A 13,380-nucleotide genomic window follows, 5' to 3' on the forward strand; every position below is an offset into this window, starting at 1 on the left:
TTCCGCCGACGGGCGCGCGAGGGGCGCACGGTGCCTTGTGGGGGGAGCATGCCCCCCGGGACGCATGGGTCAGTGGATGATTCCGGTACGCAGCGCGACGGCCACCATGCCGGCTCTGTCGCCCGTGCCGAGCTTGCGCGCGATCCGGGCGAGGTGGCTCTTCACGGTCAGCGCGGAGAGTCCCATGGACACGCCGATCGCCTTGTTGGACTGGCCCTCGGCGACCAGCCGCAGCACCTCGACCTCGCGCCCGGAGAGCTCGCGGTAGCCACCCGGGTGGCTCGGGGAACCCGGGGGGCGGCGGTGCATACGGGCGGCCGCGGCGCCGATGGGTGCGGCGCCGGGACGGGTGGGGTGGCCGATGTTCGTCCGCGTGCCGGTGACGACATAGCCCTTCACGCCGCCCGCGAGGGCGTTGCGCACGGCGCCGATGTCGTCGGCGGCCGACAGGGCCAGACCGTTGGGCCAGCCCGCCGCGCGGGTCTCGGACAGCAGGGTGAGCCCGGAACCGTCGGGCAGATGGACGTCGGCAACGCAGATGTCGCGCGGGTTGCCGACGCGGGGACGTGCCTCCGCGATGGACGACGCCTCGATGACGTCCCGTACTCCGAGAGCCCACAGATGGCGCGTGACCGTGGAGCGGACTCGGGGGTCGGCGACGACGACCATGGCCGTCGGCTTGTTCGGGCGGTAGGCGACCAGGCTTGCGGGCTGCTCAAGGAGAACGGACACCAGGCCTCCTGGGGGGAAGGGTGGGGGACGGGAGCCGGCTCGGGGATGAAGCCGGGGCGAACCGTGCAGATAGGGTCACTGACCTCTTCGGCAGCCTGCCGGTCCGCCTTTAGGGAATGATCACGATTTGGTGAGAAACATTTAGGGCAATTAGGACAGGCGATCGATGGGGGAGTGGCTGCCCGGCCTTTGTCCGCGGGCCGGTGGCGGGTTGCTCATGGGCCGGTGGTCGTCTGCGGGCCGGTGGTCGGCTGGTCGCGCAGTTCCCCGCGCCCCTGGAAGCGCCCTTCCGGGGCGCCCCGGGGATGCCGCGCGGCGGCCTTTCAGGGGCGCGGGGAACTGCGCGGGCAACCCGCCACGCACCCGCAGACGAAGACCGGGCGGCACAGCGCAGCGCCTAGCGGGGGTCCCGCCGCTGGGGCAGCGAGACGACACCCGCGTCCGAGGACGCGACCGGCGGCAGCCCGGCCACCTGGCACAGCAGATCGCACCAGGCCGCGAGGTGCGCCGCCGCGTCCGGCACGCCCCCGTGGCCCTCCCGGGGCGTCCAGGAGGCCCGGATCTCGATCTGCGTGGCGGGCAGGCGCTGCGAGAGGCCGCCGAAGTAGTACGAGCCGGCCCGCGTCACGGTCCCGCTCGCCTCCCCGTACGACAGCCCCCGCGCCTCCAGGGCGCCCGTCAGCCACGACCAGCAGACCTCCGGCAGCAGCGGGTCCGCCGCCATCTCCGGCTCCAGCTCCGCCCGCACCAGCGTGACCAGGCGGAACGTCCCCTGCCAGGCGTCGTGCCCGGCCGGGTCGTGCAGCAGCACCAGACGGCCGTCCGCGAGGTCCTGGTCGTTGTCGACGACCGCGGCCTCCAGCGCGTACGCGTGCGGCGCCAGACGCTGCGGCGGACGGGTCGGGTCGACCTCGATCTCGGGGCGCAGCCGTGCGCCCCGCAGCCCGTCGACCGCCTGGCGGAAGACGAGCGGAACGGTCCTGCCGTCCGCGCTGTCCGTGCCGCCGGCGCCATCCGAAGTTCGTCCCTGAGCGGCAGCCATGCGGGGAAGACTAGGCGGAACGGGCGCCCGGCGCCGGTAGGGACACCCGGGCCCGGCCGACGGCTTGTGGCCACGTGCGAAGATTTGGGGCGTGAACGCCAACGCACACCCCCAAGCCCTCGACTCCGCTCGGGCGGGGGAGACCCCGCTCGCGGGCCCGCCGACGCAGACGTACGACTCCGCCTTCCTGAAGGCGTGCCGCCGGGAGCCGGTTCCGCACACGCCGGTCTGGTTCATGCGGCAGGCGGGGCGCTCGCTGCCCGAGTACCTGAAGGTGCGCGAGGGCATCCCGATGCTGGAGTCGTGCATGCGGCCCGAGCTGGTCACCGAGATCACGCTCCAGCCGGTGCGCCGCCACAAGGTGGACGCGGCCATCTACTTCAGCGACATCGTGGTGCCGCTCAAGGCCATCGGCGTCGACCTCGACATCAAGCCCGGCGTCGGCCCGGTCGTAGCGGAACCGATCCGTACGCGCGCGGACCTCGACCGGCTGCGCGACCTCACCCCCGAGGACGTGCACTACGTCACCGAGGCCATCGGCATGCTGACCGCCGAGCTCGGCGGGACGCCGCTGATCGGCTTCGCGGGCGCGCCCTTCACCCTGGCGAGCTACCTCGTGGAGGGCGGCCCGTCCCGCAACCACGAGCACACCAAGGCCCTCATGTACGGCGACCCGCGGCTGTGGGCCGACCTCCTGGACCGCCTCGCCGACATCACCGGCGCCTTCCTGAAGGTCCAGATCGAGGCGGGCGCCTCCGCGGTGCAGCTCTTCGACTCCTGGGTGGGCGCCCTGGCCCCCGCGGACTACCGCCGCTCGGTGATGCCGGCGTCCGCGAAGGTGTTCCGCGAGGTCGAGAAGTACGGCGTGCCGCGCATCCACTTCGGCGTGGGCACCGGCGAGCTCCTCGGCCTGCTGGGCGAGGCCGGGGCGGACGTCGTCGGCGTCGACTGGCGCGTCCCGCTCGACGAGGCCGCCCGCCGCGTCGGCCCCGGCAAGGCGCTCCAGGGCAACCTGGACCCCGCGGTCCTCTTCTCCACGCCCGAGGCGGTCGAGGAGAAGACCCGCGAGGTCCTGGAGGCGGCTGCGGGTCTGGAGGGCCACGTCTTCAACCTGGGCCACGGCGTCCTGCCGACGACCGACCCGGACGCGCTGACGCGCCTGGTGGACTACGTCCACACGCGGACCCAGCGCTGAGCTAGCTCCCCGCCGCCCGCACCGCCGAGACGGCCTTGCGGGCGGCGACCAGGACCGGGTCCCAGACCGGGGAGAACGGCGGGGCGTAGCCGAGGTCCAGGGTCACCATCTGCTCCACGGTCATCCCCGCCGTCAGTGCGACGGCCGCGATGTCCACGCGCTTGGCGGCGCCCTCGCGGCCGACGATCTGCACACCGAGGAGCCGTCCCGTACGCCGCTCGGCGAGCATCTTCACCGTCATCACGGCGGCCCCGGGGTAGTACCCGGCGCTGTTGGTGGACTCGATGGTCGCGGTCACGAACTGCAGGCCCGCCTCGCGCGCCTCGCGCTCGCGCAGCCCCGTACGGGCGATCTCCAGGTCGCAGACCTTGCTCACCGCCGTACCCACGACGCCCGGGAACGTGGCGTAGCCGCCGCCCACGCCCGAGCCGATGATCTGGCCGTGCTTGTTGGCGTGCGTGCCCAGCGCGACGTGCCGCTCCCGGCCCGAGACCAGGTCCAGGACCTCCACGCAGTCGCCCCCGGCCCAGATGTCCTCGTGGCCGCGGACCCGCATCGCCAGGTCGGTGAGCAGCCCGCCGTGCTCGCCCAGCGGCAGTCCCGCCGCGCGCGCGAGCTCCGTGCGGGGCTCCACGCCGATGCCGAGGACGACGACGTCCGCCGGGTACTCGGCGTCCGCCGTGGCCACCGCCCGCACCCGGCCGTTTTCATCGGTGAGGATCTTGGTTACCTCGGCGCCGGTGACCGTGGTGATGCCCATCGCGTCCATCGCCTCGTGGACGAGCCTGCCCATGTCCGCGTCGAGCGTGGCCATCGGCTCCTCGCCCCGGGTCACCACCGTGACCTCGTACTTCCGGCGCAGCAGTGCCTCGGCCATCTCCACCCCGATGTAGCCCGCGCCCACGATCACCGCCCGGCGCCCGCGCGTCGAGGCCAGGGTGTCCAGGAGGGCCTGCCCGTCGTCGAGGGTCTGCACCCCGTGGACACCCGGCGCGTCGATGCCCGGCAGGTCGGGCCGCACCGGGCGCGCGCCGGTGGCGATCACGAGCTTGTCGTACGCCGTCCAGGACTCCTCGCCCGACTCCAGATCGCGGGCGCGCACCCGCCTGCCCTCCGTGTCGATCTCGACGGCCTCCGTACGCGTACGCAGGTCGATGCCGCGCTCGCGGTGCTCCTGGGGTGTCCGCGCGACGAGCTTGTCCCGCTCCTCCACGTCCCCGCCCACCCAATAGGGGATGCCGCAGGCCGAGTACGAGGTGAAGTGGCCGCGCTCGAACACCACGATCTCCAGGTCCTCGGGCCCTCTGAGCCTGCGGGCCTGCGACGCGGCGGACATCCCCGCCGCGTCGCCCCCGATGACCACCAGTCGCTCCGCCGCCATTGCGCACCCTCTCGCTCGGTCCTCCCGCACGTGCCCTTCTGGGGAAGATACGTGCGGGAGCGCCCCGGAATTCCCCGGCGCGGCACTCGGCGCGGGGCTGTCGGTGCCGTCTGAGAGAGTGGACGCATGGACAACTCCGCCGTCAGCGCACCTCACGTCGTCGTCGTCGGAGGCGGCATCTCCGGACTCGCCGCCGCCCACCGCCTCCTGGAGTCCGGCGCGCGCGTGAGCGTCCTGGAGGCCACCGAACGCCTGGGCGGCAAGCTGTTCGCGGGCGAGATCGCGGGCGCGCGCGTGGACCTCGGCGCCGAGTCGATGCTGGCGCGCCGCCCCGAGGGTGTCGCCCTCGCGCGCGAGGTGGGCCTCGGGGACCGGCTGCGGCCGCCCGCGGCGACCGCGGCGATCTGGACGCGCGGGGCGCTGCGGCCGATGCCCAAAGGCCATCTGATGGGCGTCCCCGCTGATCCCGCCTCGCTCAGCGGGATCCTCTCCGCCGAGGGCCTGGCGCGCATCGCCCAGGACCGCGAACTGCCCGCCACCGAGGTCGGGGAGGACATCGGCGTCGGCGAGTTCGTGGCGCGCCGCGTCGGCCGCGAGGTCGTCGACCGCCTGGTGGAACCGCTCCTGGGCGGGGTGTACGCGGGCGACGCCTACCGGATCTCGATGCGCGCCGCCGTGCCCCAGCTCTACGCCGTCGCGCGCGAGAACGGCTCGCTCCTCGACGGCGTCGCGCGCGTCCAGGCGAAGGCCGCCGCGGGACCGCGCGACGACAGCCCGGTCTTCCTGGGCCTCGACGGCGGCATGGGCACCCTGCCGCTAGCGGTCGCGGACGCGGTGCGCGCCCGGGGAGGCCTCATCCGCACCGGCACGGCGGTGCGCGCCCTGAGCCGTACGGCCGACGGCTGGCTGATCCGGACGGATTCGCCCGGGGCGCCCGCGATCGAGGCGGACGGCGTGGTCCTCGCCTCCCCCGCCCGCTCGGCGTCCGCGCTGCTCGCCGCCGAGTCCCCGTCCGCCGCCGCCGAACTGGCGGGCGTGGAGTACGCCTCGATGGTCCTGGTCACCATGGCCTTCCGGCGTACGGACCTGGAGCGCCTGGAGCGCCGCTCGGGCTTCCTGGTCCCCTCGCTCGACGGCCGCACGATCAAGGCGTCCACCTTCTCCTCGTACAAGTGGCAGTGGGTCACCGACCGGGCCCCCGACCTCTTCGTGCTCCGTACCTCGATCGGGCGGTACGGCGAGGAGGAGCACCTGGAGCGCGACGACGCCGACCTGGTGGCGATGTCGCTCAAGGACCTCGGAGAGGCCGTGGGGATCACCGCCAGGCCCGTCGCCACCGAGGTGACGCGCTGGACCGGCGGACTGCCGCAGTACCCGGTCGGCCACCTCGCGCGCGTGGCCCGCGTCCGCGACGCCGTGGCGAAGCTGCCCGGCCTGCGGGTCTGCGGGGCCGCCTACGACGGGGTCGGCATCCCCGCGTGCGTCGCCGGGGCCCGGCGCGCCGCGGACGAGATCATCGCCACGTCGACCCTGGCGCAGAACACTCAGCGTGACGCGGGACAATAGCCTCATGAGTGCACCGGAAAAGATCCCGAACGCAGGGAAGAAGGCGAAGGACCTCAACGAGGTCATCCGCTACACGCTGTGGTCCGTCTTCAAGCTGCGCGACGTGCTGCCCGAGGACCGCGCCGGGTTCGCCGAAGAGGTCCAGGAGCTGTTCGACCAGCTCGCCGCCAAGGACGTCACCGTCCGCGGCACCTACGACCTGTCCGGGCTGCGGGCCGACGCCGACCTCATGATCTGGTGGCACGCGGAGACCGCCGACGAGCTCCAGGGCGCCTACAACCTCTTCCGTCGCACCAAGCTGGGCCGCGCCCTGGAGCCGGTCTGGTCGAACATGGCGCTGCACCGCCCCGCCGAGTTCAACAAGGCGCACATCCCGGCCTTCCTCGCCGACGAGAACCCGCGCGACTACGTGTCGGTGTACCCCTTCGTCCGCAGCTACGACTGGTACCTGCTGCCCGACGAGGACCGCCGCCGGATGCTCGCCGACCACGGCAAGATGGCCCGCGGCTACCCGGACGTGCGCGCCAACACGGTCGCCTCGTTCTCGCTCGGCGACTACGAGTGGCTGCTCGCCTTCGAGGCCGACGAGCTGCACCGCATCGTCGACCTCATGCGCCATCTGCGCGCCTCCGAGGCCCGGATGCACGTCCGCGAGGAGGTCCCGTTCTACACGGGCCGCCGCAAGTCGGTCGCGGACCTGGTGGCGGGCCTGGCCTGACGGCCGCCCCCACCCCGTATGCCCGGTGACCGGGCCCGCCGAGACGGGCCCGGACCCACCCCTGACCCGGAAGATCAGAGAGCGGACGGCCGCTGCCCAGCCCTGGGCGCCGACCGCTCGTCCAGCGACACCGGGTTCGGCTCCGGGTGCGGCGCGCACGACGCGCGCCGCACCGGCGTCCGTCCGCTCAGCAGGTAGTCCATCAGGTACCCGTTGACGCAGGCGTTGGGGCCACCTCCGATGCCGTGCGTACCGGCGTCCTTCTCGGTCACCAGGACCGACCCCGGCAGTCTGCGCTGGAGCTCCAGCGCCCCCTGGTACGGCGTGGCCGCGTCCCGTTCGGCCGCCAGGATCAGCGTCGGCGGCAGCTTCCCGCGGCGCACCCCCACGTCCACCGGCCGCTGCCGGGGCGCGGGCCAGTAGGCGCACGGCAGGTTCATCCAGGCGTTGTCCCACGTCTCGAACGGCGCGATCTCGGCGAGCGCGCTGTTGTCGCGGTCCCACACCGCCCAGTCGGTGGGCCAGGGCGCGTCGTTGCACTCGACCGCCGTGTACACCGCGTTCCCGTTCTCCTCGTCCCACGCCGCCTCCGGCCGCGGCGAGGCCTGCGCGATCAGCGGCTTGGAGTCGCCCCTGAGGTACGCCGAGAGCGCGGTCGCCCGCAGCGCCCAGTAGTCGTCGTAGTACCCGGCCTTCAGGAAGGCCGACTGGAGCTGGCCGGGGCCGACCTTGCCGCCCGCGGGCTCCTCGGCGAGCCGGGCGCGCACCTTCTCGAAGTTCTCCAGGACCTGCTCGGCCGTGGTGCCCAGGTGGTAGACGCCGTCGTGCCGGGCGACCCAGGCGCGGAAGTCCTCCCAGCGGCTCTCGAAGGCCAGCGACTGGTCGAGGTTGTTGCGGTACCAGATCTGCCGCGGGTCGGGGTTGACCGCCGAGTCGAAGACCATCCGGCGCACATGGGAGGGGAAGAGCGTGGCGTACACGGCACCGAAGTACGTGCCGTACGACGCCCCCACGAACGTCAGCTTCCGCTGGCCGAGCGCGGCCCGCAGCACATCGAGGTCGCGCGCGTTGTTGAGGCTGGTGTAGTGCCGCAGGGCCGCGCCCGCGTTGTGCGCGCAGCCCTGCGCGTACGCCTTGGCCCGCGCGATCCGCTCCAGCTTGTACGAGGGCGAGGGGTCGGTCGGGGACGGGGTGGGCGCCTTGGCGAAGTCCTTCGGGTCCTGGCAGGACAGCGGCGCGGAGCGGGCCACACCGCGCGGGGCGTAGCCCACCAGGTCGTAGGCGCCCGCGATCCGCTTCCACTCGGGCAGGCTCGCGACGACGGGGAAGTACATGCTGGAGGCGCCCGGGCCGCCCGGGTTGTAGACCAGCGCGCCCTGCCGCTCGGCCCGCTTGCCGGTGGCCCGCACCCGGCTGACGGTGAGGGTGATCTGACGGCCCATCGGCTTGGCGTAGTCGAGCGGGACGCGGACCGTGCCGCACTGGATGCCGTCGGGGAGCATCTCCGCCTTGGGGCAGCGGCCGAAGGCGATCCCGGTCGCCGCGGCGCGCCGGGCGGCGACGGCGGTGCCGTGCGCCTCGGCGGTGCGCGGGTCCATGCCGCCGGCCGGGGAGGCGGCCAAAGTGGAAAGAACGAGGGAACCGAGCGTTCCGTACAGCGCTGCTGCTCTCATCTGCATCCCTTTGCGGGTCTGTCCGGCACGACAGGTGTCCGGTACAAAAGGGATGATTAGCGGAGTAATTGGTGAAGTAAAGCACCGGCGGGCGGTGCGCCGGGGTCAAAGTCGCCCGTCAGGCCACCTGCCGGGCCATCAGCCGGGCCTTCCGCCGGGTCTCCTGCCGCGCTCCCGTCACCCGCCGGTCAGGCCGCCCGGCCGCCGAGCAGGGCGGTCCGCAGCTCCGGGTCGTCGACGGCGCTCACGCCCCGCACCGCGACGGCGGTGAGCGGGTCCCCGGCCGGGTCGACCCGGCCGAGCAGCCGCTGGCCGTCGGGGGAGGCCCAGCGGGTGTGCGGATGGACCTCGAAGCGGGCGATGAAGAGGCAGCCGAGGGTGAGGACCATGGGCAGGGAGAACCAGGCGGTGATCTCGGCCCGGGTCGTGCTGTCCTGACCGGGCATCAGGAGGGCGGTCGTGCCGAGGGCGACGGTGAGCGCCGCCGCGCCGCGTACGGCCCGCAGGGAGGCCGTGACGCCCGTCCTCGCCGCGTCCGGGACCGCGAGCCCGGCCGCGGCCAGCCGGTCGGCGAGCGCGTGCACCGCGTCGGCGGCGGCCGCGGTCGAGCGGATCGCCGCTATCCGGGCCTGGCCGCCCGGCCCGATGGCCCCTATCACCGACCGCTCCAGCTCGTCGCGGCCCTCCGGGTCGACCACCGTGGCCCAGCCGGTGTGCGCGAGCAGCAGCCGGCGGGCGCGGTGCATGGTGACCAGGGTCAGATCGGTGACCCGTAGGGGCCCGCCCGCGAGGAAGGCCGTCTCGTACAGCGAGAGGCCGAGCTCCGGGTCCCGGGTGACCGGGCCCTGGTCGGCCGCCGCGGACGCGGCGAGGCAGAGCCGCCCGCACGAGACGGCGGACGCGAGGCACGCGACTACCAGGAAGAGAACCCAGAACATGGCCGAGTTGTATGTGAAGCGGCGAGGTGGGCGCCATGCCTTTCCCATGATGTGGACATGGAGTTATCGGTTCGTTACGGAGTGTCGGTGGGCTCGGCCCGGCTGGCGGCGGGCGGCAGCGGGAACGACGGGGTGACCGGGGCGGGGGAGGGAGGGGTGGCGCCCGGGGCGGGCGGGGGCGGCCCGCTGGGGGACGCGGTGGTGCCCGCGACGCTGTCGCGGGCCAGCGCGTCGAAGTCGACGAGGCCGGTCGCCTCCAGCATCCGGATGTGGTCCAGGACCGTGGTGTTGGCGTCGTCGGCGAGCGCGCGCACCAGCGAGTTGCGGGTGTTGGCCCGGATCTGCGCGACGAGCGAGAACACCTTCCCGTGCGCCGAGCGCAGGATGTTGGCGAAGTCCTTCTCGTACGTGGTCCCGCTCTCCGAGGTCAACGTCCGCAGCCAGCCGCGCTGTTGCTCGTTGGGCTGGTCCGGCAGCTCCATCCCGAGCTGGGCCGCGACCTCGCGCACGCGCGCGTCGAGGAAGGCGTGCCCGTCGACGAGGTGGTGCCCCGCGGCCGTGACGGCCGCGCTGGGCGCCCGCTCGACGGCCTGCTGCCCGGCGGGCAGCTCCCACAGCCCGGCGAGTCTGACCCGGACGACGAAGTCCCGGTCGGCGGCCGAGAGCGGCCCCCAGCGGGTGGGCACGGAACCCGCGTTGAGGTTGGCGAGTCCGGTGCCCGAGCGGTCGGCGTAGGACCAGACGGGGTAGAGCAGGGCGGCGATGGTCGCGGTCAGGGCGATGACGACCAAGCCGGTACCGGAAAGGAATATCCGACGCATGAAAGCCTCCAAGTGCGGTGCGCACGGTAATGCGGAGGCAAGTGATCCGGGGAGTGTTTCGAGGAAAACCGTGACGGGACGGTGTGGGAGGCATCACGACTCGGCCGAGTCCCGGGTGCTGTTACGCGCCGGGTAGTACGGTGCCCGGCCCCGCCTGCCCGGCCCCGCCTGCCCGGCCCCGCCTGCCCGGCCCCGCCTGCCCGGCCTGCCCTGCCCGTACGGGCCCACCTCGCGTCTACGCGGCCCGTACGAGCCCCCGTACGAAGCGGGCGGCACGGCCCGGCGGCCGGGGGCCGGAGCGCTCCCGCCACCAGCGGCCCAGGGGCCGGGCCACCTCGGCGTCGAGGCCGCCGCCCTTGAGCAGCGACTCCACGAAGTCCAGGGCGTCGCGGCGGTAGCCGTCGCGCAGCGGGCGACCGCGCGCGTACGCGAGGTAGGCCGGACGGTAGGCGTCCTTGAGGATGCGGGGCAGTTCGGGCGCCACCTTGGCGACGACGTCGGCGCGCTTGGCGGCGAGGGCGTGCGCCTGGACGCGGAGCCGGGCCGCGTCGAAGCCGGGCGGCACCGGGGTACCGGCGACAAGCGCGGAGAGAAGGGAGGTCTGGGCGAGGGCCAGGGGGACCCGGGCGGCCTCTTCCCCGCCGCGCACCTTCCCGAGGGCCCTCGGCCGGGCGGCCGGTTCCCCGTCGGCGCAGTGTGCGGGACCGGCCGCGCGGCTGTCCGCGCCCGCGGCCCCGCCCCGTACGGCTATTTCGAGGCCCGGGGGCGCGGGCAACGGGGGCCGTGGGCCCGCGCCTTCAGGGGCGCGGGGAACCGCCCGGCCAGCCCCCACCGGCCCGCGTCCGAGCGGCGGCGCCCCCGCCACGACGGAGCGGATCGCCGACAGCTCCCGCCCCAGCTCCGCCTCCGGCGGAAACGCCTCGTCCCGCTCCAGCAGCACCCCCGGGGGCACCACCCGCCCCACCAACTCCGCCAGCACACCCAGCACCTCCGCCCCCACCGGATGCGCGTGCGTGTCGTGCCACACCCCGTCCCTCTCGACGCCCCCGGCGACGTGCACGTACGCGATCGCCTCCACCGGCAGCTCCGCCAGGGCCTTCGCCGGGTCCTCGCCCCGGTTCACCCGGTTCGTGTGGAGGTTCGCCACGTCGATCAGGAGCCGCACCCCCGTGCGCTCCACCAGCTCCGCGAGGAACTGGCCCTCCGTCATGTCCTCGTCCGGCCAGTTCACCAGCGCCGCGATGTTCTCCAGGGCGAGCGGCACCGGCAGGCTGTCCTGCGCGATCCGGACGTTCTCGCAGAGCACCTCCAGCGCGTCCCAGGTGCGCGGCACGGGCAGCAGATGCCCCGCCTCCAGGCGCGGCGACGCGGTGAGCGCGCCCCCGCCCCGTACGAACGCGATGTGCTCGGTGACCAGCGGGGCCGACAGCGCCCGGGCCCGTGCCGCCAGGTCCGCCAGCCGCCCCGCGTCGGGGCGGTCGGCGCCGCCCAGGCCCAGCGAGACGCCGTGCGGCACGACCGTGACACCGCGCTGCCGCAGCCGTACGAGCGACTCGGGGAGGTGGCCGGGGCAGAGGTTCTCGGCCACCACCTCCACCCAGTCGACGCCCGGCAGCCGCTCGACCGCGTCCGCGATCTCCGGCCGCCAGCCGATGCCGATCCCCAGCTCCAGCTCCATGGCTGGCCTCCCCCGTAGTCCGACGCGGTCCTGGCGCGTGTGGAGGGGTCATGGCCCCGCGCTGCCCGCGCCAACCCGCCGGGGGCCACCTTCAGAGCTTCATTTGAGGTTGGGCCGGGGCGGGCTCACTTCTGCGTGGCCAGGGAGTCGTAGTCCACCATGCCCGTCGACTCCAGCATGTTGATGTGGTCGAGGACGGTCTGGTTCGCGTCCTGGGCCAGGTCGCGCACGAGGGAGTTGCGGGTGTTGGCCCGGACCTGGGCGACCAGCCCGAACACCTTGCCGTGGGCGCGCCGGAGCAGGTTCGCGAACTTCACCTCGTAGTCGCGGCCCTGCGCCGCCGTGAGCTCCTTGAGCCAGCCCTGCTGCTGCTCGTTGGGCTGGTTGGGCAGCTCCATCCCGAGCTGGGCCGCGACCTCGCGCACGTGCTTGTCCAGCGCGGTGTGCCCCATCACCAGGTGGTCCCCGGTCGCCTTGACCGCCGCGCTGGGGGCCCGCTCCTGCGCCTGCTGCCCGGCGGGCAGCTCCCACAGCCCGGCCAGCCGTACCTTCGTCACCAGCTCGCGGTCGGCGGGCGAGAGCGGCCCCCAGCGGGTCGCCACGGAGGCCCCGTCGAGGTTCGACTTGTCCGTCCCCAGCCGGTCGGCGTACGACCAGACGGGGAAGGCGAGCGCGCCGATGGTGGCGGCCAGCGCCACGATGATCAGGGCCGTTCCGTTGAAACGGCCGAGTATCCCGATCCGGTCGGTCCGGTCCGTCCGTCCGATGCGTCGCATCAACATGCCTCCCGTGCAGGCGATCTGGCGTACCGGGAGGTACGGATGGGACGGGAGGCGTGTTCAGATCATCCGGACCCGGCAGTCGTGTTCAGATCATCCGGACACAGCGGCGACCGGCCGGGCCGTGCCCGCAGCGCCGGATGGTCCGCCACCACCGTGCACGACCCCGGCGCGATCTCCGTGAAGCCCGCGTCCCGGACCACCGGCAGCCCGCCGGACGTCAGGGCCGCCCACTCCCCGCGCGGGGCCACCCGCACCGACAGGGCGAAGTCCGCCTCCCGCCAGGCCGTGCGCTCCGCCTCCGTCAGCTCCCACCAGGCGAGCTGGGCGCCGTGCCCGGCCTGGGCCATCGCCTTGCCCGCCGACATGTCGAGCTCCGGGTTGAGCCACAGGACGGGCGCGAGGGGGCCGGGCGCCGACGGGGCGGCCGGGTCGTCCAGGTCGGTGCCGGAGACCTGGAGCTTGAGCAGCTCTTTCGGCCAGCCGTCCAGCGGCACCGGCGGGAAGACCCGCACCTGCGCCGCCTTGCCGGTGACGGTGATGCCCGGCAGCGCGGACGCCTTGCGCCACTCCGCGCCGCGCGCCCGCCGCACCACCTTGCGGATCCTGGCGTCCTGCCAGTCCCGCACGACCCGCGCCCACTCGCCCTCGCCGACCGAGCGCTCGTCGGCGAGCATCACCAGGACGGCCCGGGCCGCGGTCTCCAGCGCGTCGGTGCGGGCGGGCGGGTCGGTCTTCTCGATCCGCACGACCAGGGGGAGGACGTACTGCGGGGCCTCGTCGCGTACGTTCGGCTCGTCGTGGAACGGGCTCGCGGCGGACGTCTTCGGCATCTCTTCACTGCTCACCCGGCCAGT

General features: G+C 73.9%; 11 protein-coding genes and 1 pseudogene. 3 read left to right on the forward strand and 9 right to left on the reverse strand.

Features of this window, described 5'->3' with window-relative positions; translation table 11 throughout:
- Nucleotides 1-69: 69 nt before the first annotated feature.
- Both ACZ4MU_RS33905 and ACZ4MU_RS33910 read right to left on the reverse strand, forming a co-directional pair.
- Nucleotides 70-732 carry a helix-turn-helix transcriptional regulator gene (locus tag ACZ4MU_RS33905; RefSeq protein WP_067165591.1) on the reverse strand — a complete coding sequence of 221 codons (663 nt, stop codon included), beginning with the start codon at nt 730-732 and terminating at the stop codon, nt 70-72.
- 397 nt (nt 733-1,129) lie between these two features.
- Complete coding sequence (locus ACZ4MU_RS33910) at nt 1,130-1,774, reverse strand: DUF3000 domain-containing protein (protein WP_467883382.1); 645 nt, start codon at nt 1,772-1,774, stop codon at nt 1,130-1,132.
- 91 nt (nt 1,775-1,865) lie between these two features.
- Between ACZ4MU_RS33910 and hemE the strand changes: the two genes are divergently transcribed.
- Nucleotides 1,866-2,969 carry a uroporphyrinogen decarboxylase gene (hemE, locus tag ACZ4MU_RS33915; RefSeq protein ID WP_467883383.1) on the forward strand — a complete coding sequence of 368 codons (1,104 nt, stop codon included), beginning with the start codon at nt 1,866-1,868 and terminating at the stop codon, nt 2,967-2,969.
- Nucleotide 2,970: 1 nt separating this feature from the next.
- Here hemE and ACZ4MU_RS33920 read toward each other — a convergent pair whose 3' ends face one another.
- Nucleotides 2,971-4,350 (reverse strand): FAD-dependent oxidoreductase, encoded by a 1,380-nt coding sequence (locus ACZ4MU_RS33920; protein WP_467883384.1) that lies wholly within the window; start codon nt 4,348-4,350, stop codon nt 2,971-2,973.
- A 126-nt stretch (nt 4,351-4,476) separates the two neighbouring features.
- On the opposite strand from ACZ4MU_RS33920, the gene hemG reads away from it, so the two are divergent.
- Together hemG and hemQ are read left to right on the forward strand one after the other, a co-directional pair.
- On the forward strand, nt 4,477-5,916 hold the full coding sequence (gene hemG, locus ACZ4MU_RS33925; RefSeq protein WP_467883385.1) for a protoporphyrinogen oxidase: 1,440 nt from the start codon (nt 4,477-4,479) through the stop codon (nt 5,914-5,916).
- A 4-nt stretch (nt 5,917-5,920) separates the two neighbouring features.
- Nucleotides 5,921-6,634 (forward strand): hydrogen peroxide-dependent heme synthase, encoded by a 714-nt coding sequence (hemQ, locus tag ACZ4MU_RS33930; protein WP_467883386.1) that lies wholly within the window; start codon nt 5,921-5,923, stop codon nt 6,632-6,634.
- Between the two features lie 74 nt (nt 6,635-6,708).
- Here the strand turns inward: hemQ and ACZ4MU_RS33935 are convergent, their stop codons facing one another.
- From ACZ4MU_RS33935 to ACZ4MU_RS33960, 6 genes and pseudogenes are all read right to left on the reverse strand, one after another.
- On the reverse strand, nt 6,709-8,307 hold the full coding sequence (locus tag ACZ4MU_RS33935; protein ID WP_467883387.1) for an alpha/beta hydrolase: 1,599 nt from the start codon (nt 8,305-8,307) through the stop codon (nt 6,709-6,711).
- 188 nt (nt 8,308-8,495) lie between these two features.
- Nucleotides 8,496-9,245 carry a TIGR04222 domain-containing membrane protein gene (locus ACZ4MU_RS33940; protein ID WP_467883388.1) on the reverse strand — a complete coding sequence of 250 codons (750 nt, stop codon included), beginning with the start codon at nt 9,243-9,245 and terminating at the stop codon, nt 8,496-8,498.
- A gap of 74 nt (nt 9,246-9,319) precedes the next feature.
- Nucleotides 9,320-10,066 carry a DUF4142 domain-containing protein gene (locus ACZ4MU_RS33945; RefSeq protein WP_467883389.1) on the reverse strand — a complete coding sequence of 249 codons (747 nt, stop codon included), beginning with the start codon at nt 10,064-10,066 and terminating at the stop codon, nt 9,320-9,322.
- Nucleotides 10,067-10,301: 235 nt separating this feature from the next.
- Complete coding sequence (locus tag ACZ4MU_RS33950) at nt 10,302-11,738, reverse strand: MbnB/TglH/ChrH family RiPP precursor modification enzyme (RefSeq protein ID WP_467883406.1); 1,437 nt, start codon at nt 11,736-11,738, stop codon at nt 10,302-10,304.
- 137 nt (nt 11,739-11,875) lie between these two features.
- Nucleotides 11,876-12,520: pseudogene (locus ACZ4MU_RS33955) on the reverse strand (DUF4142 domain-containing protein); the annotation flags it as partial.
- 68 nt (nt 12,521-12,588) lie between these two features.
- Nucleotides 12,589-13,356, reverse strand: a complete 768-nt coding sequence (locus ACZ4MU_RS33960; protein WP_467883407.1) for a peptidyl-tRNA hydrolase — start codon at nt 13,354-13,356, stop codon at nt 12,589-12,591.
- Between the last annotated feature and the right edge of the window lie 24 nt (nt 13,357-13,380).

The sequence above is a fragment of the Streptomyces sp. NPDC026377 genome (assembly GCF_055567715.1).

Coding starts and splice junctions, on each gene's coding strand:
- ACZ4MU_RS33945 (WP_467883389.1), bottom strand. CDS start 10,066: ATGCGTCGGATATTCCTTTCCGGTACCGGCTTGGTCGTCATCGCCCTG.
- ACZ4MU_RS33910 (WP_467883382.1), bottom strand. CDS start 1,774: ATGGCTGCCGCTCAGGGACGAACTTCGGATGGCGCCGGCGGCACGGAC.
- ACZ4MU_RS33960 (WP_467883407.1), bottom strand. CDS start 13,356: ATGCCGAAGACGTCCGCCGCGAGCCCGTTCCACGACGAGCCGAACGTA.
- hemG (WP_467883385.1), top strand. CDS start 4,477: ATGGACAACTCCGCCGTCAGCGCACCTCACGTCGTCGTCGTCGGAGGC.
- hemQ (WP_467883386.1), top strand. CDS start 5,921: ATGAGTGCACCGGAAAAGATCCCGAACGCAGGGAAGAAGGCGAAGGAC.
- ACZ4MU_RS33940 (WP_467883388.1), bottom strand. CDS start 9,245: ATGTTCTGGGTTCTCTTCCTGGTAGTCGCGTGCCTCGCGTCCGCCGTC.
- ACZ4MU_RS33920 (WP_467883384.1), bottom strand. CDS start 4,350: ATGGCGGCGGAGCGACTGGTGGTCATCGGGGGCGACGCGGCGGGGATG.
- ACZ4MU_RS33935 (WP_467883387.1), bottom strand. CDS start 8,307: ATGAGAGCAGCAGCGCTGTACGGAACGCTCGGTTCCCTCGTTCTTTCC.